This is a genomic window from Methylotenera mobilis JLW8 (assembly GCF_000023705.1).
Taxonomy (GTDB): domain Bacteria; phylum Pseudomonadota; class Gammaproteobacteria; order Burkholderiales; family Methylophilaceae; genus Methylotenera; species Methylotenera mobilis.
The window spans coordinates 1,383,897-1,405,179 of the sequence record NC_012968.1; the positions used below are offsets into that span (position 1 = coordinate 1,383,897).

Below are 21,283 nucleotides of genomic sequence, written 5' to 3' on the forward strand. Positions count from 1 at the left end.
ATTTGAATACAGGCCATGTCGAAACTCATCCGTAAAAGAGTAGAAGAAGACCAAGAGAACCACGAACGGTGGTTAGTCTCTTATGCGGACTTCATCACGCTTTTATTCGCGTTCTTCGTCGTGATGTACTCAATTTCCTCGGTTGAGATAGGCAAGTACAAACAGCTCACCAACTCAATCGGCACTGCTTTTAGCGGGAATGGCAGCTCTGGCGTCAACCAGACCAGCACAGAAAAAGGCCTGGGTGCGAAAGGCATTACTGAGGCAAATAGCTCGATTGTAAAGCCACTCCCACTCAGTCATTTATATTCAGAGAAATTGCGTAGAGAGCGTGATTCTATGGCTAAAACTGGCGTAGAAGTGTCCAACAAACTTGCACCGATGATTAACGAAGGCAAGATTCAAGTCATACAAACCAGCCGCGGTATTCGTATTGATATTCAGGATAACCTACTATTTGGTGCCGGCTCAGCTGACCTCTCCCCCACCGCAAATGCAATTATCAGTGAAATTGTGCCTTTAATTAAAGACAATCAGCGCAAAATTCAGGTAGAGGGGCACACCGACAACACTCCCATTCATAACGCTACGTTCTTCTCGAACTGGGAGCTCTCCGCAGTGCGTGCCAGCAGCGTCGTACGCTTACTAAGTGCTTTGGGTATTAGCGAACAACGCTTGAGTGCTACCGGGCTAGGTGCATCACAGCCGATTAGCGAAAATGAATCAGAAGCTGGTCGCGCCAAAAATAGGCGCGTATCCATCATCATTACCTATGAGTTGCCTATACAAGAGGACACCTCTAATGTGATTACACCAAAGGCACTCTTCTAAGGTTCCGAGAAACTAAGCACATTAATTTGTCTTTAAACTGAAACATGCCAAAATCAGCTTCTATCGTTGAAACTATATATAGAATAAATATAAATAATTGATAACAAATATATCTCTAAGATGCATCACCAGAAAGCACTAATCTAATCTTAGTAAAAGCACCAATAGATTCATCTGAATATAAAGCTGGAATAAAAACTGCATCAGAGTTGACTTTTGAACTTAAAATTTCTATCAAGTTAAATAAAGTGTTATGTGTCATTGTATTGCTAACAACAACCAACAATACCCCACAAACATTATCAAATCTAATCCCATTAGAAGTTATATCAGCAATCAAGTTTTCAAGTTCTAATTCTACACTTTTAATTTCAGGAACGTTGATAGCATAACTATTTATTGGCTCTGAGTGTGATAGCGCGGATATGAAATCATCCGCATCGGTACCAACAAAAGCGTCATTTTTAAAATTGTAAGCTAACTCTCTTAGCAAGCAATCAGTCACTTGTGGTAAATGCTGTTTGAAATGTTCATAAACTTCATCGCACTCTGATTCAGAATAACCTTGATTCATAACACTCCTTTATTTCAAGTTATAAAACTAACCCACTCATATTAGCTGCTATTATAAAACTATACTTTGTATTAATCAGGAGATGATTTTGGATCAAGTTAGAATATTACAACAAGGTCACTTTGATGGATTCTGCTTACTCTACGCTATTATGAATTCATTTAAATCCATTACTGAATCTAATGCATCGGCAGAATACTTCTCTTATAAATACTCAACTGAATGGAAAAACATAATCAGCATTACACCTTCGATTCATGAGTTTGCCAACGGCAATGGTAGTAACTTCGTGAACGTTAATATAAAAACTGAATTACCGTTATTAGATACTTTTATTAATACCAGCTTTTCAATTCTGACCAAAAAAAATGAGAAACAAAAGATTTCTGCAGTAAGGATAAGTAGATCAGAAATTTCGAGCTTAGATTTTAAAAGTTCTGCTGTTATTTTCTGCACCAAAGAAAAAGCAAAGACTGAGCATACCGAAGGACTTGATCACTGGTTATGTATTGTAGGTAAAAAAAACAATAAATACTTGTTAGCTTGCTCATACACCTCCCACTGCATCAACCCATGTCAATACAATGAAAAATTGGATAGAAAAACATCAAGAATATACAACAATACAATTAATGAAGAAGAGCTAAATCAAATATATAAAAATGCAATTTATAAAATTGAATTTAACTATTAAATAAAATTATTGAATTTATTTAATGAGATACCCAAAATAAAAAAAGCCAGCTATCGCTGGCTTTTTTTATTGAATCTAAATTACTCTTTACCGATTTGGTATTCTTCGTAGCTCACTTCTACAATCTTACCGGTAGCCGCATCCACTTCTACCTTAACTTCTTCTTTGTCAGCTTCTAAAATATCAAACTCGTAAGAAGCTTTACCATCAGACTCGAGCTCATACTCTGTTTCAACGACTGTACCAGGATGCGCAGCTAATGCAGTTGCTTTAGCATCGGCCTCACTCACTTTAGCAAGTGCTTTGAATCTAGGATCATCAGCTTTAACCTCTTCTTCGATCTCAGTCACTTTACCAGTTTTAGCATTGCACTCAACATCCCATGCTTTGCCATCTGCAGTTTCAATATCAAACTCATAAACACCCACTTTTTTCTCAGACTTGAACTCTGTCTTTACAATCGTGCCTTCGTGTTTAGTTAATGCGGCTTTTACGCATTTACCCAAGCTATCATAAGCTTTCGGTTTGATTGTTTCATGGCCAGCAACTGCAGAGTTTGCAAAAAACACAGCAGCGACTAAAGCTGCACCTAAAGATAAACGAAACATAGTTAACTCCTATTATTGTTAGTTAAATACTAAATTATTGTTGAAGTACGACAAGTAGCTAGAAAAATCTATTACTGCCACCGATTCTACCAAACTTGCACTAAGCACTTGATTGTTTTACACAATTATTACATTTCTGGTTGTAATCAACCAATTTAAGTATTACTGCGGTACTAGGAGTGCTGATTAACGCGCTAGGCACAATAAAAACCCAGCACATGGCTGGGTTTTTAAATTACTTTAATTACTCTTTTGATGCGCGTTTACGCTCATGCTCAAGCAAGTAACGTTTACGGATACGGATGTTTTTAGGTGTGATTTCTACCAATTCATCATCATCAATAAACTCAACTGCAGACTCTAATGACAATGCGACTGGCGGAATCAAACGCACAGCTTCATCGGTACCAGATGCACGCACGTTAGTCAGTTGTTTACCTTTAATTGGGTTAACAATCAGATCGTTGTCACGGCTATGAATACCAATCACCATACCTTCGTATAACTTGTCGCCTGGCACTGAGAACATACGGCCACGGTCTTGCAACTTCCACAGCGCATAAGCCACTGCTTCACCTTGTTCAGCTGAAATCAACACACCATTACGACGACCAGGCATATCAGCTTTTACAGGTGCATATTCATCAAAAATATGTGCCATTAAGCCGGTACCGCGCGTTAGAGTTAAGAACTCACCTTGGAAACCAATCAAACCACGTGCAGGGATTTTGTACTCTAAACGTGTACGGCCATTACCGTCAGACTCCATGTTTTGCATTTCACCACGACGACGACCTAATTCCTCCATTACGCCACCTTGGTTTTCATCTTCTACGTCTACCGTCAAGATTTCATATGGCTCACATTTTTCACCATTGATTTCACGGTACACCACGCGTGGCTTACCAACAGCCATCTCAAAACCTTCGCGACGCATATTTTCTAAAAGAATCGTCAAGTGCAACTCACCACGACCAGAAACGCGGAACACATCAGCGTCTTGTGTATCTTCAACACGCAATGCCACGTTAACCAATAATTCTTTAGTTAAACGGTCACGGATTTGACGTGAAGTCACAAATTTACCCTCAGTACCAGCCAATGGTGAAGTGTTCACCATAAAGTCCATGGTCAAAGTTGGCTCATCCACACCTAGGTGCGGCAAGCCTACTGGATTTTCACGGTCACAAATAGTGAAACCGATACCGATATCATCAAGGCCAGAAATAATCACGATGTCGCCTGCTTCAGCTTCTTCCACCGGCACACGCTCAAGGCCTCTAAAACCTAGCACTTGGTTGATACGACCTTGTGCAATTTGGTTGTCTTCATTCATCACTACAACAACCTGACCTGGCTTGATTCTACCGTTACGCACACGGCCAACACCAAGACGACCTGTGTAAGTAGAATAATCTAATGCAGAAATTTGCATTTGCAATGGTGCATTGCTGTCACCTTTTGGTGGCTCTACGTGGCTTAAAATCGTTTCAAACAATGGGCGCATATTATCGCTAGCAACACTCATATCTAATGTTGCAAAACCATTCAATGCTGAAGCAAATACAACTGGGAAGTCTAACTGCTCATCTGTTGCGCCTAAATTAGCGAACAAATCAAACGTTTGGTCAATCACCCAGTCCGTACGGCTACCTGGACGGTCAACTTTGTTAATTACCACGATAGGTTTCAAACCTAACGCTAGTGCTTTTTTCGTTACAAAACGTGTTTGCGGCATTGGGCCTTCTACAGCATCAACCAGCAATACCACACCGTCCACCATACCCAATACGCGCTCTACCTCACCACCGAAGTCCGCGTGGCCTGGGGTATCTACGATATTAATATGTGTACCTTCGTAGTTCAGCGCAGTGTTTTTCGCCAAAATAGTAATGCCACGTTCTTTTTCAATATCACCACTATCCATCACACGCTCAGACACTGCCTGATGAGATGAGAATGTGCCTGCTTGATGTAGAAGTTTATCAACCATAGTTGTTTTACCATGGTCAACGTGGGCAATAATTGCGATATTTCTTAAATTACGAGACATTGTCTTGCTACCAGTTCATTGAAAGGCGGCGATTTTAACACATTAAGCCCCAATAATGATTTAAGAATATGCAAATATAGAAAAAACTCTTTGACAAAGTGTCATAAATGCATATAATGCGCACAACTTAGAACTTTAAATAGCTAAACAAATAGCTCTAGAAGTTTTAGATTCATCGCCCTGACCCTCAGTCACTCGTGAAATTTTGAAGTGGCTATCTTTAGATTTAATTTTAAATCTATCTTTACTGGTTAGCGGCTATGCCCGTGCGCTGGTAAATAAAGCATCTCGAAACTATATATTTGAAACTTGCTTTTTGCGTTATGTTGTTTTTTACAACATCACTGTAAACATACATGTATTTGCTCGCGCCCTTTTATTGTTTTTATAAAACTGCTTTTGAAAGGGACTACCTTGTCTTTTGAATCATTAAACCTTAACCCTGCCATCCTTCGTGCTATTGAAGAAACAGGTTACACCACCCCTACTCCTATCCAAGCACAGGCAATTCCTGTAGTAATGGAAGGCCACGATTTGATGGCCTCAGCACAAACAGGTACTGGTAAAACAGCTGGCTTCATGTTGCCAGCACTTAACTTACTTGCAACGCCACACGAATCAAGAAGCCGCGGCCCACGTATCTTGGTATTAACCCCTACTCGCGAATTAGCTGCACAAGTGAACGAAGCAGCACGTAAATACGGTAAATTCTTACGCGCTCGTACGGTAAGTATCGTTGGTGGTATGCCTTACCCACTACAAAACAAATTATTGTCACAACCTCTAGATATTCTAGTTGCGACACCAGGCCGCTTATTGGATCACATGGAGCGTGGTCGTATTGACTTATCACGCTTACAAATGTTGATTTTAGACGAAGCTGATCGTATGTTGGACATGGGTTTCTTGCCTGATGTTGAGCGTATTTGTGAGCAACTTTCTGCTGAACGCCAAACACTATTGTTCTCAGCAACATTAGATGGCGATATCGCACGTATCGCGCAACAAATTCTTAAAAATCCAAAAACAGTACAAGTGGCTGCGCAAAAAGAAAAACACGCAAACATTGAGCAACGCTTGCACTTTGTGGATGACATGACACACAAAAACAAATTGCTTGAGCATTTGTTGATTGCACCGGAAGTTAACCAAACCATCATTTTCACTTCAACCAAACGTCATGCTGACGTATTGGCAGAAGACTTATATGCAGCTGGTCACAAAACCGCGGCTTTGCACGGCGACATGACTCAAGGTGCACGTAACCGTACATTGACTAAATTGCGTCATGGCGATGTAAAAGTACTGGTAGCTACTGACGTTGCAGCACGTGGTATCGACGTTCACGGTATTACTCACGTGATCAATTACGACTTGCCTAAATTTGCAGAAGACTATGTGCACCGTATTGGTCGTACTGGCCGTGCAAACAACACAGGTATTGCAATCTCATTTGCATCAAACATGGACAGACATTTATTGCGCAAAATCGAGCAATACACTGGCAACCGTTTAGAAGCATCTGTGATTGAAGGTTTTGAACCTAAGCGTCCAGTTAAGATGGATGGTCCAAGCGGCGGTCGTCGTGACGGTCATAAAGCAGGTGGCCGTGGTGGTTTCAAATCGCGTGATGACCGCGGTGGTTTTGGTGGTCGCGACGGTAACCGTGGTGACAATCGTGGCGGTAGCCGTCATGAGTCACGTGGTGACAACCGCAGTGAACGCCCAAGCTTTAACCGTGACAGCAATGAAAGTCGTGGCAATCGTGACTCAGCACCACGTGAAGTGAATGGCAATTCAGCTGGTTATGCTGGCAGATCTGATGCTAACCGCTCAGAGCGCCCAGCAGGCGACCGAGCACGTAGCTTTGGTGACCGTGTAGCCTTTGATAAAAGCTCAGGTGACCGTAGCCGCGGCAACAATGCAGGCGCACCTAACCGCAGCTTTGGTGATAGCGTAGCTTTTGGTAAAAAACCATACGCACGTGACGGCCAACGCAGCGAAGGTCGTAATGATCGTGGCGCAGCACCTGCACGTCGTGATGGCGCTCGCAATGACAGCCGTAGCCCAGCACGTAGTGGCTTTGGCGGCGCAAATGCAGGCGCTGGCAACGGCGCACCACGTCGCTCACGTAGTTTTGCATAATTTAAGTAAAGACTTTAATTGAACAGTACCCAACAAATGACAGACATCGTAACAACTGACAGCCCAAGTTTCAGCACATTAGGACTCGCACCCGAGCTTCTACGTGCATTAACTGAATCTGGTTACACTACCCCAACCCCAATTCAGGCACAGGCAATTCCTGTTGCCTTAGCTGGCGGGGATTTGATGGCAGGTGCACAAACAGGCACAGGTAAAACTGCAGCTTTTTCACTGCCCCTGCTACAGAAGTTACTACCGCTAGCCAACAACAGCACTTCTCCTGCTAAGCACCCGGTGCGCGCGTTGATTTTGACGCCTACACGTGAGCTTGCGATTCAAGTGGAAGAAAGCGTGAAAGCCTATGCCAAGCATACGCAATTGCGCTCTCTGGTGGTTTATGGCGGCGTAGATATCAAAACACAGACGCCTCACCTTAAAACCGGGGTAGAAGTATTGGTAGCGACGCCTGGCCGTTTGTTGGATCATATTGAACAAAAAACGCTGCAACTCAACCAAGTACAGATGTTAGTGCTTGATGAAGCAGACAGAATGCTAGACATGGGCTTTATGCCTGATTTAAAGAGAATTTTGGCTTTACTGCCAAAACAGCGTCAGAACTTAATGTTCTCAGCAACATTCTCCAACGAAATTAAAAAGTTAGCAGATGACTTTTTAACAAAACCGCAGTTGATTGAAGTGGCACGCAGCAATGCTACCAATGACAATGTAACGCAAAAAGTGTATCAAGTTGCACAATCAGACAAAGAGGCTTTGTTAATTCAGCTGTTAAGAGAAGCCGATGCAAAACAAGTCATCGTATTCACCAAAACCAAATTAACGGCCAGCCGTTTAAGCCGCAGCCTAGTACGTGAAGGCATTGCCGCAGACGCGATTCATGGTGATAAAAACCAGCAAGAACGCATTAAAGCGCTGGATGCTTTTAAAGCTGGTACGGTTTCAGCGCTGATCGCAACAGACGTTGCCGCACGTGGTTTAGATATTAGTGAGTTACCAATGGTAATTAACTATGAAATCCCAAGCGCGCCAGAAGACTATGTACACCGTATTGGCCGTACCGGACGTGCCGGTGCGTTAGGTGTTGCCATCTCATTTGTCAGCGATGATGAAGAAAAATACCTGGTAGAGATTGAAAAGCTAATCAAGCGCCAAATTACTAAAGAAACCGTCACTTTGGACAGACCAAGCGCACGTGTACGCAGCCACGCCAGCAGCCATAAAGAGGCAGCAGCACCGGTAGCTAAACGCATGCCAGCTAAGAAGAAAAGCGCAGACCCATGGTTTGATAAGCCTTATGAGCCAAACGCGCAGCGCGGCAAAAGCACTACCGGCAATAAAGCAGTTATCACTAAGAAAGCCCCTGTTGCGGCCCTGCTTGGTGGCTTATCCAGAAAATAAAGTTATCCAACTTTAAGTTGGTAAGTTAACAATACAAATTAAGCAACAAAACATACAAAATAATAAAGGGCACATCAGTGCCCTTTATTATTTACTGCCCTTGTTTATTCCGCATAAAGTCAGCAACACCATAAAGCTGATTTGCTAATTTCTTCATTAAGTCATCGTCATACTCCAGTTGATGCATCGCTTTAATCATGCAATACATCCATTGGTCGCGCGCAGATTCGCCAATCTCAAAAGGCAAATGCCGTTTACGCAGCATAGGATGGCCATAACGCTCAATATACAACTGCGGCCCACCTGTCCATCCAGTGAGGAACATAAAGAGCTTCTCGCGCGCCGAGGTTAGGTCTGGCTGATGCATATCACGTAGCGGCTTCGCCTTAGGGTCGCTATCCATGATGTCGTAAAACGTTTCTACCAACAGGCGTATATTTTGTGTGCCATTTTTCGCACCACCGAGCAGCTCAAAAAATGTACGTTTATCGCTGCCCGCTTCTTCTATTTCATTCAACATTATCTTAAAACCTTGATTGCCGCTTGCCAACAGTCTCAATCATCAAAACTAAGGCAATGGACGCAGCACTTAATTGCATATTTACTCAAATACTTACCGTGATTACGGATTGACTGGGATTACAAATCGACCGGAGTTACTAAGCTGGCAGCGAGCTTTGCGCTGGCTCTGGCTTCATCAACATCTTTGCCTGTGGCTAATGCCACGCCCATACGTCTTTTAGTGAATGACTCTGGTTTACCGAACAAGCGGACATCTGCATTCGTCACAGCCAAAGCTTTTTCTACGCCTTCAAACGCCAATCGCTTGGTATTATGGCCGCCGTAAATCACTGCGCTCGCACCAGCTTCACGCAAACTCACATCTACTGGCAAGCCCAAAATCGCACGTGCATGTAAATCAAATTCACTAAAACGCTGCGTCGCCATGGTCACCATGCCAGTGTCGTGCGGGCGTGGGCTTACTTCACTAAACCACACTTGATCACCCTTCACAAACAGCTCCACACCAAACAAGCCCAAACCACCTAGGCTATCGGTCACGGCTTTGGCGATGCGCTTAGACTCCTCTAGCGCTTTGCTTGCCATCGCTTGCGGCTGCCAGCTCTCGACATAGTCACCTTTTTCCTGCTTATGCCCAATTGGGTCACAGAAATAGGTACTAATCTCACCTTGCGCATCTTTAGCACGTATTGTTAATAAGGTAATTTCGTAATCAAAATCAATCTGACCCTCAACAATCACCACACCTTGATTAACGCGACCAGCCGATGCTGCATAACTCCACGCGGTAGATACCTCACTCGCTTGGGTAATGCGTGACTGCCCTTTACCTGAGGATGACATGGTCGGTTTAATAAAGCACGGATAGCCAATGCCACCATCAATAGCAGCTTGAAGTTCAGCTTCACTTCTAGCAAATGCATACGGTGAGGTTGGCAGGTTAAGTTCTTCAGCGGCAAGTCGGCGAATCCCCTCACGGTTCATCGTCAGCTGCACTGCTTTAACAGTAGGAATGACGGTTGCAATTCCGGATTTTTCAATATTGGCAAGCGTTGCTGTGTTTAAGGCCTCAATTTCAGGCACGATTAAATGCGGTTGCTCAAGCGCGATGAGCTGACGCAATACATGATCATCGGTCATATCGATCACATGCGCGCGATGCGCAACCTGATGGCCAGGCGCATTTTCGTAGCGGTCAACCGCAATCACTTCTACACCTAAGCGCTGCAAAGCGATAATCACTTCTTTGCCAAGCTCGCCGCTACCCAAGAGCATGACACGGGTTGCATTAGGACTTAAAGGGGTACCGATTCGCATAGGGATTCTTTCGTTTGACGATTACTAGAATCATACCACGCAGCTATTTTTAAGAAAATTGAAGATGTAGGTTAATTCACAAGAAAATCAGAAATGGAGGCTAATCAAAAATAGAAGAAAACTTTTATAGTGAAGCAACAGGCCGTGCAGTAATGCTCACACGTTTGAATACATGTGTCCAAATGCAGCGTGTCTTGATCACACTAAACTTTGACGACCAAGACGTTGAGCATAGGCTAGATTAGGCTTTGATTTGATGCTTATCCATGCGGTAACGCATTGTCATGCGCGTGATGCCAAGCTTACGCGCAGCTTCAGACACATTAAACTTCGTTTCTGTTAACACCTGTAACAGTATCGCTCGCTCCGCAGAATCTAAAGCAGATTGATGCGAGTCCAAAGACATGAGCGGAACTGATTCAACAGGACGCATATTGGGTAAGGCCAAGTCGGCATCGGTTAACTCGCCGTTATGGCAAAGCAGCATAGCGCGTGTCACCTGATGCTTAAGTTCGCGCACATTGCCAGGCCACCTGTAGGACTGCACAGCGCTAATTGCCTCTCGCGTAAAATGCGGGCTGTTCAAGCCATAGCGCCGCGCCGTTTGCGCCGCAAAATGCTGGGCGAGTAACATCACATCCTGACCACGATCACGCAATGGCGGCATAGATATGCTCATCATATTGAGTCGATAGTACAAATCCTGTCTAAAACGACCACTCTGCGACATTTCATGCAGGTTGCGATTGGTCGCAGCGACAAATCTAGCAGGCACAGCACGTTCTTTAGTCGACCCAATACGCCGAACCACACGACGCTCAAGTACATTAAGTAATTTGGCTTGCAGGGCTAATGGCAACTCCCCAATTTCATCCAAAAATAAAGTGCCGTCTTCAGCCGCTTCTATCAATCCGGGTCTTGCACCTACTGCACCAGTAAACGCGCCCTTTTCATGCCCAAACAGCTCACTTTCCATCAACTCTGCAGGTAGCGATGCACAATCAACCTGTACGAACGGCTTTTCATTATTGGCGCATGATAAATGCAATAAACGCGCCGCCACATCTTTACCAGTACCGGTTTCACCACCAATCAGCACCGTTGGCGGCACACTATCATTTGAAACCAACTGTGCAATGCGCGTAATCTGCATTTTTACATTCTGCATGGCAGGGCTATCACCCAATAGCTCAACGCCCTCTGATGCATGCGCATTGCGCTGACGTGAGTAATCTAAACTCTTACTTTGCTTCGCCGCATTTTCAGCTTTTTGAATCGACAACAGCAGCTCTTCTAAATCTATCGGCTTTTTAAGATAATCCATCGCCCCCTGTTTCATGGCGTTGACTGCATCGCTAATTTCACCATGCGCAGTCATCACAATCACCACGGCACCTTTAGCCACAAATTCAGATAGCAGATCGAGGCCATTACCATCAGGCAAACGCATATCAAGCAAAACAACATCCGGGGTAAATTGCCTGACGATATCACGGGCACCCTGCAAACTTTCTACGTGCGCACATTCATAGCCTGACTTTTGCAAACGACGCACCACTGCGCGCGCAAACAATGCTTCGTCTTCAACAATCAGTATGTTTGATTGCTGTTTCCCTAGTATTAATTTTTCGTTGGTATTAAGGTGCGCTAGTTGCAATGCTTACTCCTGAAATGCATGTGTTAGGTTTACGTATAGCGATAACGTTAGCAAAAAACATTCCAAACAGTTTTATTCTGAAATCCAATTAAAAATTAACCAAACGACACTACGCTAAACAGCAATAAAACAACTGCGTTAAATGCCTATCCACCATGCCTGAGGCTAGCAAACATTGAAAATGTGTAGGTTATTTTCATGACATGATTTATTCATCACATCATGACATATTCAACCAAAATATGGTTCATTACAACCAAATTTTGGTTACAAACAACCAATTAATGGTTAATAACAACCAACCAACCATAATCAATAGCAAACATCACAATATAAAATATTTAATATATTTTATAAAATTCATATAGTTAGGTAGAAATTTCAACCAAATTAGCAACATGGAATATTTATTGCATTAATTTTAAATAATTATCCACAAGACGATAAGTTAGATTTTTTATTGAGAGTAGCAAAAATGAAGAAACCAGTAATGAAACTGAGCGCTGCTGCGGTAATGTTCGCGTTTGCAAACACATCAGCATTGGCAGAAGATACAGCAATCAACCTAAAAAAAGTTGAGGTATACGGAACAACACCACTACCTGGTATTGGGTTGCCGTTAAATAGAGTGCCAGCCAATATACAAATGGCATCACCAAAAGAAATCAAGAATCAATCTGGCGTCTCAATTGCAGATTACATGACAAACAATATGCAAGGCGTGACCGTATCTGATATGTCAGGTAACCCATGGCAACCAGAAATTAACTTCCGCGGTTACTCAGCATCATCACTACTAGGCAACGCGCAGGGTTTATCTACCTATGTAGATGGCGTGCGTGTTAATGAGCCATTTGGTGACGTGACACTTTGGGACAAAATTCCAAGTTTTGCCATCGACAATATGCAGATGGTGCCTGGCTCTAACCCTTTATTCGGCTTAAACACCTTAGGTGGCGCAATTGTAGTCCACACTAAGAGCGGGCGTAACAACCAAGGCATGGCCTTGGAGTACGAAGCTGGCTCATGGGGGCGTCAACGTGCATTAATTGAAGCTGGTGGCGTATCAAAAGATGGCTCTACTGACTACATGCTAGGCTATCAACATACAACGGAGGATGGCTGGAGAAAACAATCACCTTCTCATCTGAATCAGTTATTTGGTAAATTCGGCTGGCAAAATGAAACTAGTAAATTAGACCTCACCTATATTGGTACAGATAATAGCCTGATTGGTAATGGTTTCGCACCTGAAAACTTATTAAGCGGCGACCGTGATCAGATTCACACGCGCCCAGACTTAACCAACAACTACTCACACTTCTTGGCGCTGAACGGGTCACATTGGATCAATGAAGACACAATGTTCTCTGGTAACGTTTATTACAGAAAATCTAATCGCCATACAAAAAATGGTGACTTATGGGAAGGTGAATCTGATAGCAGTGGCACCATTGGCAGTTTTGTAGGTCAGTTTGACGCCGATGAAGAATATACTGGTTCAGTACTGAATCGCAGTAAAACCACACAAGATACCTATGGTGCAACTGGCCAAGTAACATTTGACCAAGACTGGATGGGCAAGAAAAATCAATTTGTGATTGGTGCTGGTTATGACTACACCTTAATGCGATTTAAGCAATCAGCGCTTATCAATGTTTACAGCGCAGGTGACAATGAAGTGTTTGACGCTAGTCGCGCCCCAATTTTCAACAGTCCAGCTTATAACTCTACTGATGAGTTTGGTGTATTACCTAACACTCAAACCACAGGCCTTACTGGCAAACAATATACTGCTCGCTTATTTGCCACAGATACTTTATCCCTCAACGATAAATGGCATTTAACCGGTGGTGCAAGCTGGAACTTCACTCGTGTTGACAACGTGGACACATTAAGAGGCGACCGTTCAACGACCAACCCAAACAGTTTAACGGCAAGAGATAGTTATACACGTTTAAATCCAAGCGTTGGCCTGACTCACACGCCTAACGACAATTTAACGTTCTACACCTCTTATAGCGAATCTAGCCGTGCGCCAACGGCAATTGAACTTGGCTGTTCTAACCCTGCAGCACCATGCTTACTCCCATCAGCAATGGCGGATGACCCTCCTCTAAACCAAGTGGTTGCAAAAACTTATGAGTTTGGTGGCCGCGGCTTGCTTACTGAGAACATTCGTTGGAATGCAGGCGTTTATCAAGCTGTTAACCATGATGATATTCAATTTACTGCAGCCGGCTCAGTGAATGGTGCTGGCTACTATAAAAACGTAGGCAGAACCAAACGCCAAGGCATAGATATGGGCCTAGCAGGGGATGCCGACAAATTCAAATGGAGCGCTTCATATAGCTATGTACGTGCCACTTACGACTCCGATGTATCGTTTGTCAGTCCATCAAACTCATCACAAGACGCTGATCACGTAATTAACGCAAAACCAGGCGATCGTATTCCGTCTATTCCAGCGCATCAGTTAAAACTGCGCGGTCAATATACTGTAACGCCAGCATGGACTGTTGGCACTAGCGTGATTGGCTTCTCTAATGCCTATGTTTGGGGTAATGAAAATAATCAGCACCAAGCCAATAGCGCTACTTGTGTTGCAGATAACCAAGAGTGCGCTACAGGCAACGGTAAAGTTAGCGGCTATTTCATTGTTAACTTAGATACGCAATACAACATTGGCAATGGTTGGAAAGCGTTTGCTAAAGCCACTAACATTTTTGACCGTGAATACAATGTGAGCGGCCGTTTAGCTGAAACAATGTTTGCCGCTGACGGTACATATGGCACCGAGTCAAAACAACTTGGTCTATTGCCAGGTGCACCTCGTGCAGCCTGGATTGGTGCCCGTTATGAATTTGGCGGCCCAAAAACCTCTGCAAACAAATAAGCGGCATAAGCAAATAAGCCGCAAAGGTCATTGATTGAATGACCACTTCAAAAAGGGGTGACAGCATGCTGTCACCCCTTTTTTTATCCACCTGTTTTTATATCCACACGAACTTCATATCCACTTACGTTTATACACGCGCGATGAAATCGCGTATACATTAAGAGACCATCTGGCCGACTACACCCTTAGCCTTTACCGTTAAATACTATTGAGCAATTGTCTTGGTGGAATATTCAAAAAACTACGTAGCCCCAGCCAGGCAGCGGCAGGGATAAGCACCGTCGCAATCAGGGTACCCAATAGTAATACACTGAGATTAAACTGGAACGGAATGCTGAGTACACGTACGCTGATGTAATACGCTAAAAAATTTGCCGCAACAGACGCTATCAGCGCAGAAATAAAACCAATACAAGCAAACTCAGCAATATAGGCAACGCTCACCTGCAACCGTGATGCGCCAAACACTCGCATCAACGTTGCCTCCTTAACCCGCTCTTCTCGCGTTGCCACCAGCGCAGCATACAACACAGCAACACCCACTAGCAGGCTAAAAGCAAATACGTATTCAACCGCTTGGCTCATCCTTTGCATAATGCCGCGCACCTGCTGCATCAGCGCAGCTATATCTATTACGGTTAAATTAGGGTACTGCTTAATTAATTGATTAAGGGGCTGCTCTGCGCCTATGGGTAAATGAAAGCTACTGATATGGCTAGCTGCAAACTTATCTAACACCCCCGGTGGTGTCACCGCAAAGAAGTTAGCACGCATGGTATCCCACTCCACTTTTCTGAGGCTGCTTACTGTCAATGTAAGTGGGCTGCCTGCAACATCAAACTGCAGCTCATCGCCGAGCTTGATATTCAAGCTTTGTGCTAAACCCTCTTCTAGCGATATTAATGGCTTACCTTCATCGTGGCCAGACCACCAGCGCCCGGCAACCAGCTTATTGTCACTTTGCATTTCTGCCGCCCAAGACAAGTTGAACTCTCGTTCAGCTAACCTTTTGGCACGCTCGTCTTGCCACTCTGCAGTTTTAATCAACTGCTTGTTTTTGCTGACCAAACGCGCACGTACCATAGGAAAAATAGCCGTGTCTTTAATGTGCTGAACAGTGAAAAACTGACCCACCTGGCTAATCTGGTCTGGCTGTATGTTAATCACAAACCGATTGGGCGCATCCGTAGGCAAAGAGGCTTGCCAATTACGAATAAGGTCACCACGTATCAATGTCAGCAGCATAATCACCATCAGCCCCATACAAAAGCCTATCATTTGCACAGTTGACAGCCCTAGCCGCCGCTTTAAGCCTTGTATACCCAGATTGACCGATGCTAGCACTTGAGTTTTGGGGGTGATTTTTAAGAAGCGCTGCAGTATAAAAGTCAGCACATAGACAAAACCCAGTACCACTAGACTCAATGCCAGCACTGCCACAATCGTAGATAGTGCAATTTTCACATCATGCGCCTGCCAGAAAATCATCAGCACCATCATCAGTGCAGCAGGCAGATACTTGGCTTGTGCAGACAGTGGCTGCACTAACGTATCTATCCTTAGTATATTCATCGCAGATAGGTTTCTCATTTGCCATGCATGCGGCAACACCACCGCAACCATCATGCCAATACTGGCGCAAATACCAATCAACAACGGCGTTACGGAGGTAGGTGGCAAGATTTCAACAAACAAGCTGCCAGCCAATTGTGCCAACCCTAGTTGCGCAACAAACCCCAGCAATGCACCAACTAACGCACTGAGTAAGGCAATAATTAAGGTTTGAATAGTCAGGATTTGCAGCACCGTATTTTGCTGTGCGCCGAAGCAGCGCATCAATGCAAACGTATTAAGGCTTTGCTGAATATAAGGCAGACTAGACAGCAACATAGCCACCATCGCCAGCACTACGCTCACCATAGCCGATAAGCCCAAGAACTGCTGCGCTTTATCTAGCGCTGTTTTAATTTCCGGGCGTGCGTTACGCACATCATCAATACGCTCACCGCGGCTCAGCCTAAGTTTTGCCTGCGTGGCATAATCGTTGAACTTTTCAGGTGTAGATGCCAGCAGCAGTTGGTATTTCACGCGGCTGCCGTATTGAATCAGCTGGGTTGAGGCTAAGTCAGATGCATTCATCATGACGCGCGGCGCAAAGCTAAACATATTACCGCCGCGCGAAGGCTCACGTAGCAAGATAGCAGCCACCACCAAGCTACGCTCCCCTACTTCTAACTGCTCTCCCACCTTAACACCTAGCAATGTGGCTAAGCGCGGCTCTATCCACACCTCACCGGGTTGTGGCGCAGACTTTGCCGTGCGCCCAGTATCTGTGCCATGCAAACCAATAGTTAAATGACCACGTAATGGAAAGTTAGCCTCAATTGCTTTAATTTCCACTAACTGGCTAGCTTCTCCATACACCACCATACTAGGGAACTCATAGGTATGGGTGGTGAGTATGTTTTGTGTGATTGCCTGCTGAACAAAAATTTGCGGGATGGGATGATCCGCCACAACCGCCAAGTCACCTCCAATCAGCAAACTGCCCTGCTGATTAAGCGCAGACTCAATACGCTGTGTAAAGAAACTCACAGCGGTGATGGCAGCAACTGCTAATACCAAAGCAAATACCAGCACCCTTAACGCCCCAGCCCGCCACAAACTCACGGTCTGCGACCATGCCAATTTAGTAGCTAATATCATGATTGCGTCACTTCACGCAAAACACCGCCATCCAACTTAAGCAGGCGCTTACAGCGATTTGCCAGCTGTATATCATGGGTCACTAATACCAAGGTAGTACCAGCCTCTTGATTCATATTAAACAGCAGCTCGATAATCATTTGCCCTGTGGCGCTATCTAAATTACCGGTAGGCTCATCTGCAAATAAAATACTTGGCTGCGTGGCAAAAGCACGCGCAATAGCTACGCGCTGTTGCTCTCCGCCCGACAACTGCTTAGGATAATGCTGCACACGATGGCTCAGACCCACTTTTGCTAACGCCTCAAGACTTAGCTTCTCTGCATCTGCACGGCTCTTTAGTTGCAGAGGCAACATCACGTTTTCTAGCGCAGTTAATGCCGGTAATAATTGGAACGACTGAAACACGAAACCCATATCCGCAGCACGCACTGCCGCACGGCTATCTTCATTTAACGCGCTAAATGCCTTGCCTCTAATTTGAACGCTTCCGCTACTTGGGATATCCAATCCTGCAAGCATGCTAAGCAATGTTGACTTACCTGAACCTGAGCTACCAATGATTGCTACCTGATCGCCCTGCGCCACGCTGAGATTTAAACCACTGAGTATGCGAATTTGGTTATCATGGTTGGTAATTTCGTAATGTAAATCTTGCGCTTGTATCATAGGAGGCTGTTGCATTCATGTTGTTCCGTTTATTGTTAGTATTTAAAACCGTATTGCTTAGTTTGTCCTTTTTGCATTTCGTTGCATGGTCTAGCCCGGTTTTTGCAGAAAACGCAAAAATCATGGTGTACGGCGATAGCTTATCTGCGGCGTATGGCATCCCACAGCAACAAGGCTGGGCATCCTTGCTACAAAAAAAGTTGAATGCGGAGCGCTATCAATACCAAGTCATCAATACCAGCATTAGCGGTGAAACTACCAGTGGCGGGGTCAGCCGCATTCAGCAAGCACTTAACCAAACTAAACCCAATATTGTAATTATCGAACTAGGCGCGAATGACGGTCTGCGTGGTTTACCTATCCAAGACATGACCGCCAACCTCAACATCATGATTGAGCAAAGTAAAAAATCTGGCGCCAAAATATTATTGGTGGGGATGAGAATACCGCCCAATTACGGACCGCAATACACGAAGCGATTTAGCCAGAGCTACCTCAAGCTCAGTCAAGAACACAATGTACCGCTGGTACCCTTTATGCTGGAAAACATCGCCGCTAAAGCCAATTTGATTCAGGATGATGGACTACACCCCAACGCCATTGCACAGCCATTAGTACTGGATAATATTTGGCCACATCTTAAGCAGCTACTTAAAAAGTAATCTCTATAAATAAGCTCAGTAAACAACTAGCTACTAAGCCAATCATTGATGCATTGCATCTGTAGCAGGTTGCCAGGTAACGGCTATCCCCGGCTCCCCGCCTGCGGCTTTGAGCTCATGCGCAATACCGACGCCCGGCACGCAGGCAAGGCTGTCCTGCCAGTATATTAGCGGTAAATGGTCACGCTGCCACGGTGGGATATTAGCGGCTTGCAATAGATGCTTTAATGTCCGGGTTGGTCTGGCAGCATCGGGTTTAAAACGCTCGCCGCCACTGCGATTAGTAATTCTAAGCCTAGTCATGCCAAACTTAAGTGCTAAGCCAGCGCCTTGCACCTGCTTAAATGTGAGCAAACCGCCATCGGGCATCATCAATGTCGCCTCACCATTCCACACCAAATCAAACGGCTCGCAGACCTGCACTACACAAAGATAAGCGCGCTGCTGATAACGCCTTAAGGTGTAATGTTGAATCTGGATGCTCAACTCTGCATCCGCCCTCGCGTTAAGTAACTGCTGCAACATTTCGCCAAGATGCTCCGATGTAGGCATAACAAGCTTATGTTGCGCCAGCCACCACCTCAGCAAGTTCTTGGCACGCGCCTGGCTTAGCAACGCTAAACCCTGCAAACAGAGGCTATCGTTAGCGACTAAAACCTGTGCGTCAATTTCAGCCAACTGTTCCAACAATGTGCTTGCTTCGGCTAAGTGCGAGGCTGTTCTTGCAATAACGGACTGCACGCTAGGGTAACGTTCCTGCAAAATAGGCATCACATCATGGCGTATAAAGTTACGCTCATACCTAGTGTTGTCATTACTCTCGTCATCACACCATGTAAGCGCATGCTGTATTGCATAGGCATGAAGCGATTGCCTGGAAACACCTAGCAATGGTCGCATCAGGCTACGCGTATGGTCTACAGCCGCCATACTGCTCAGCCCCTTCACCCCGCTGCCCCTAAAGAGCTGCAAAAGCAACGTTTCTGCCTGATCATCCTGATGATGGGCGGTGACCACAAAGTCGGCCTCAAGTGCCTGCCGCGCATCAAACAAAGCTTGATAGCGTAACAGGCGCGCCGCCGCTTCGATGCCTAAGCCGCTTGCCTGATTAACCTTGACTCGACTAATACTGATAGGCACTTGTAACAATTGACATTGCTGCTCACACCAAGCTGCCCAAGCGTCGGCATTGGGGCTTAAGCCATGGTGCACGTGTAAAGCGTACAACTCAAAGCCAAGCGATGACCTAAGTCCAGCCAATAAGTGTAGTAATACGGCGGAATCTAAACCGCCACTCAAGGCAAGCAACAGTCTGGGCGGTGCTGCCAACGCAGGCAGACCTGTATCAGGTGTCAAATGAGGGTTTGGAAATAAGTCAGGATTTGCAAGTAAGTGATGACTTGAAAATAAATGCTGGCTTAGAAAAGAATGTAACTCGGATAATACGGGATGAGGTAAAGCGGAAACAGGCTGGCTGGCTTGAGTTTGCTTACCAGCCCGTTGGGCAGCTGCTTTATTTTTCAGCAACTTCTTTGAATTTACCATAGCTCATTAAGCGCTCGTAACGGCTCACTAATAAAGTTTTAATTGATTTAGATTTATAACGCGTCAGTTCTTCTTTTAACGCAGCTTTTAATGTCGCCATCATCTCATCAGGGGCACGGTGCGCGCCGCCCAAAGGCTCTGGAAGAATCTTATCCACTAAACCTAGTGCTTTGAGCTTATCTGCCGTAATGCCTAATGCTTCGGCCGCCACAGAGGCTTTATCTGCACTCTTGTATAAAATAGAAGCACAACCTTCTGGTGAAATCACTGAATAAGTACCGTATTGCAGCATCAACAATTGGTCTACAACGCCTAATGCCAATGCACCGCCAGAGCCACCCTCACCGATAATCACACCGATGATAGGCGTTTTCAACTCAGCCATCACGTATAGGTTTCGTGCAATCGCTTCGGATTGACCACGCTCTTCAGCACCAATGCCTGGGTATGCACCTGGGGTATCGATAAACGTCACAATCGGCATGTTAAATTTTTCAGCCAAGCGGAATAAGCGCAAAGCTTTACGATAACCTTCAGGACGTGGCATACCGAAATTACGATACTGGCGCTCTTTGATATCGCGGCCTTTTTGGTGACCAATCACCATGACTGGTTGACCTTCAAATCTAGCGATACCGCCCACAATAGCTGGGTCATCCGCATATGCACGGTCACCGTGCAACTCTTCAAAATCTGTAAATAAAGCCTGAATATAATCCAGCGTGTATGGGCGCTGTGGATGGCGCGCCACTTGGGAAATCTGCCAAGCAGTTAAATTACCATAAGTATCTTCAGACAGTTTTTTGCTTTTCTTTTCTAATGCTGCCAATTCTTTTGAGATATCCAAGTTATCGTGGTCATCATGTGATGAGCGCAAGCTTTCAATTTTCGCTTCTAATTGAGCGATTGGCTGTTCAAAATCTAAATAAGTAATTTTCATATCGTTATGTTTTGTCTCAAATAATCTGATTCTATTAATGCCTGAA

At 44.8% G+C, this 21,283-nt stretch carries 16 protein-coding genes; 6 read left to right on the forward strand and 10 right to left on the reverse strand.

Features of this window, described 5'->3' with window-relative positions; translation table 11 throughout:
• The first annotated feature begins 15 nt into the window (after nt 1-15).
• Complete coding sequence (gene motD / locus MMOL_RS06460) at nt 16-831, forward strand: flagellar motor protein MotD (protein WP_015832214.1); 816 nt, start codon at nt 16-18, stop codon at nt 829-831.
• A 115-nt stretch (nt 832-946) separates the two neighbouring features.
• On the opposite strand, the gene MMOL_RS06465 is transcribed toward motD, so the two are convergent.
• Nucleotides 947-1,405 carry a hypothetical protein gene (locus MMOL_RS06465; protein WP_015832215.1) on the reverse strand — a complete coding sequence of 153 codons (459 nt, stop codon included), beginning with the start codon at nt 1,403-1,405 and terminating at the stop codon, nt 947-949.
• Nucleotides 1,406-1,493: 88 nt separating this feature from the next.
• On the opposite strand from MMOL_RS06465, the gene MMOL_RS06470 reads away from it, so the two are divergent.
• Nucleotides 1,494-2,099: a hypothetical protein gene (locus MMOL_RS06470; RefSeq protein WP_015832216.1), complete on the forward strand. Its 606-nt coding sequence runs from the start codon at nt 1,494-1,496 to the stop codon at nt 2,097-2,099.
• An 80-nt stretch (nt 2,100-2,179) separates the two neighbouring features.
• Here MMOL_RS06470 and MMOL_RS06475 read toward each other — a convergent pair whose 3' ends face one another.
• Nucleotides 2,180-2,707 (reverse strand): PepSY domain-containing protein, encoded by a 528-nt coding sequence (locus tag MMOL_RS06475; RefSeq protein WP_015832217.1) that lies wholly within the window; start codon nt 2,705-2,707, stop codon nt 2,180-2,182.
• 244 nt (nt 2,708-2,951) lie between these two features.
• Nucleotides 2,952-4,760: a translational GTPase TypA gene (gene typA, locus MMOL_RS06480; protein ID WP_015832218.1), complete on the reverse strand. Its 1,809-nt coding sequence runs from the start codon at nt 4,758-4,760 to the stop codon at nt 2,952-2,954.
• A 414-nt stretch (nt 4,761-5,174) separates the two neighbouring features.
• Here typA and MMOL_RS06485 point away from each other — a divergent pair, with 414 nt between their 5' ends.
• Complete coding sequence (locus MMOL_RS06485; RefSeq protein ID WP_015832219.1) at nt 5,175-6,905, forward strand: DEAD/DEAH box helicase; 1,731 nt, start codon at nt 5,175-5,177, stop codon at nt 6,903-6,905.
• 36 nt (nt 6,906-6,941) lie between these two features.
• Nucleotides 6,942-8,321, forward strand: coding sequence for a DEAD/DEAH box helicase (locus MMOL_RS06490; RefSeq protein WP_015832220.1), 1,380 nt, complete (start codon nt 6,942-6,944; stop codon nt 8,319-8,321).
• A 91-nt stretch (nt 8,322-8,412) separates the two neighbouring features.
• Here the strand turns inward: MMOL_RS06490 and MMOL_RS06495 are convergent, their stop codons facing one another.
• The 3 genes from MMOL_RS06495 to MMOL_RS06505 form a co-directional block, all read right to left on the reverse strand.
• Nucleotides 8,413-8,841 (reverse strand): group II truncated hemoglobin, encoded by a 429-nt coding sequence (locus MMOL_RS06495; protein ID WP_015832221.1) that lies wholly within the window; start codon nt 8,839-8,841, stop codon nt 8,413-8,415.
• Between the two features lie 119 nt (nt 8,842-8,960).
• Nucleotides 8,961-10,160, reverse strand: a complete 1,200-nt coding sequence (gene purT / locus MMOL_RS06500) for a formate-dependent phosphoribosylglycinamide formyltransferase (RefSeq protein WP_015832222.1) — start codon at nt 10,158-10,160, stop codon at nt 8,961-8,963.
• Nucleotides 10,161-10,401: 241 nt separating this feature from the next.
• Nucleotides 10,402-11,817 (reverse strand): sigma-54-dependent transcriptional regulator, encoded by a 1,416-nt coding sequence (locus MMOL_RS06505; RefSeq protein WP_015832223.1) that lies wholly within the window; start codon nt 11,815-11,817, stop codon nt 10,402-10,404.
• Nucleotides 11,818-12,292: 475 nt separating this feature from the next.
• Between MMOL_RS06505 and MMOL_RS06510 the strand changes: the two genes are divergently transcribed.
• Entirely contained in the window at nt 12,293-14,713 is a 2,421-nt protein-coding gene (locus MMOL_RS06510) for a TonB-dependent receptor (protein WP_015832224.1), read from the forward strand.
• A gap of 201 nt (nt 14,714-14,914) precedes the next feature.
• Here the strand turns inward: MMOL_RS06510 and MMOL_RS06515 are convergent, their stop codons facing one another.
• Both MMOL_RS06515 and MMOL_RS06520 read right to left on the reverse strand, forming a co-directional pair.
• Nucleotides 14,915-17,422: an ABC transporter permease gene (locus MMOL_RS06515; protein ID WP_015832225.1), complete on the reverse strand. Its 2,508-nt coding sequence runs from the start codon at nt 17,420-17,422 to the stop codon at nt 14,915-14,917.
• Complete coding sequence (locus tag MMOL_RS06520; protein ID WP_015832226.1) at nt 17,419-18,105, reverse strand: ABC transporter ATP-binding protein; 687 nt, start codon at nt 18,103-18,105, stop codon at nt 17,419-17,421. The genes MMOL_RS06515 and MMOL_RS06520 overlap by 4 nt, the downstream gene beginning before the upstream one ends.
• Nucleotides 18,106-18,107: 2 nt before the next feature.
• Between MMOL_RS06520 and MMOL_RS06525 the strand changes: the two genes are divergently transcribed.
• Nucleotides 18,108-18,752, forward strand: coding sequence for an arylesterase (locus MMOL_RS06525; RefSeq protein ID WP_015832227.1), 645 nt, complete (start codon nt 18,108-18,110; stop codon nt 18,750-18,752).
• 42 nt (nt 18,753-18,794) lie between these two features.
• Here the strand turns inward: MMOL_RS06525 and tilS are convergent, their stop codons facing one another.
• Nucleotides 18,795-20,279 (reverse strand): tRNA lysidine(34) synthetase TilS, encoded by a 1,485-nt coding sequence (gene tilS / locus MMOL_RS06530; RefSeq protein ID WP_238524359.1) that lies wholly within the window; start codon nt 20,277-20,279, stop codon nt 18,795-18,797.
• The gene (locus MMOL_RS06535; protein WP_015832229.1) at nt 20,266-21,237 is read right to left on the reverse strand and encodes an acetyl-CoA carboxylase carboxyltransferase subunit alpha; all 972 of its coding nucleotides are present in this window, start codon (nt 21,235-21,237) and stop codon (nt 20,266-20,268) included. Before MMOL_RS06535 ends, tilS begins: the two co-directional genes overlap by 14 nt.
• Nucleotides 21,238-21,283: the final 46 nt, after the last annotated feature.

What these genes read in the sequence shown, in the direction of transcription:
- MMOL_RS06495 (WP_015832221.1), bottom strand. Translation starts at nt 8,841, where the DNA reads ATGTTGAATGAAATAGAAGAAGCGGGCAGCGATAAACGTACATTTTTT.
- MMOL_RS06520 (WP_015832226.1), bottom strand. Translation starts at nt 18,105, where the DNA reads ATGCAACAGCCTCCTATGATACAAGCGCAAGATTTACATTACGAAATT.
- MMOL_RS06525 (WP_015832227.1), top strand. Translation starts at nt 18,108, where the DNA reads ATGTTGTTCCGTTTATTGTTAGTATTTAAAACCGTATTGCTTAGTTTG.
- MMOL_RS06515 (WP_015832225.1), bottom strand. Translation starts at nt 17,422, where the DNA reads ATGATATTAGCTACTAAATTGGCATGGTCGCAGACCGTGAGTTTGTGG.
- MMOL_RS06510 (WP_015832224.1), top strand. Translation starts at nt 12,293, where the DNA reads ATGAAGAAACCAGTAATGAAACTGAGCGCTGCTGCGGTAATGTTCGCG.
- MMOL_RS06535 (WP_015832229.1), bottom strand. Translation starts at nt 21,237, where the DNA reads ATGAAAATTACTTATTTAGATTTTGAACAGCCAATCGCTCAATTAGAA.
- purT (WP_015832222.1), bottom strand. Translation starts at nt 10,160, where the DNA reads ATGCGAATCGGTACCCCTTTAAGTCCTAATGCAACCCGTGTCATGCTC.
- typA (WP_015832218.1), bottom strand. Translation starts at nt 4,760, where the DNA reads ATGTCTCGTAATTTAAGAAATATCGCAATTATTGCCCACGTTGACCAT.
- MMOL_RS06490 (WP_015832220.1), top strand. Translation starts at nt 6,942, where the DNA reads ATGACAGACATCGTAACAACTGACAGCCCAAGTTTCAGCACATTAGGA.
- motD (WP_015832214.1), top strand. Translation starts at nt 16, where the DNA reads ATGTCGAAACTCATCCGTAAAAGAGTAGAAGAAGACCAAGAGAACCAC.
- MMOL_RS06475 (WP_015832217.1), bottom strand. Translation starts at nt 2,707, where the DNA reads ATGTTTCGTTTATCTTTAGGTGCAGCTTTAGTCGCTGCTGTGTTTTTT.
- MMOL_RS06465 (WP_015832215.1), bottom strand. Translation starts at nt 1,405, where the DNA reads ATGAATCAAGGTTATTCTGAATCAGAGTGCGATGAAGTTTATGAACAT.